Annotated in this window: 1 protein-coding gene; it reads left to right on the top strand. The window is 68.8% G+C overall.

Annotated features, from left to right (window positions below):
- Positions 1-356, top strand: a 356-nt coding sequence (locus ACX40Y_RS18225; RefSeq protein ID WP_459120991.1) for an IS3 family transposase, incomplete at both ends; no start/stop codon positions are given.

The following is a 356-nucleotide window of genomic DNA, read 5'->3' as shown; positions in this document are numbered from 1 at the left end:
ATCAAAAAAATGGTAGCGCCCGCCGCCAGGCGGGAAGCGGTGGCTCACCTTGAGCGGGTGTTCGAGGTGAGCCAGCGGCGGGCGTGCGATGTGTTGGGCGTGGACCGGACGATGGTGCGGTATCGTAGCCGGCGCGGTGATGACGGTGCGATCCGGGAGCGGATGCGGGGCCTCGCGTCGGAGCGACGCCGGTTCGACTACCGCCGTCTGCATTGGCTCCTGGGGCGCGAGGGTGTTCGGATCAACCACAAGAAGTTCCGACGGCTGTACCGCGAGGAGCCTCTGCAGGTCCGGCGCCGCGGCGGTCGCAAACGGGCGCTGGGCACACGGGCATCCATGGCCATCCCGCAGGGCTG

Source organism: Sphingomonas sp. RS6 (assembly GCF_054489705.1).
Note: the sequence above shows the minus strand (reverse complement) of the source record. Positions and strands in the feature narration are given on the sequence as shown.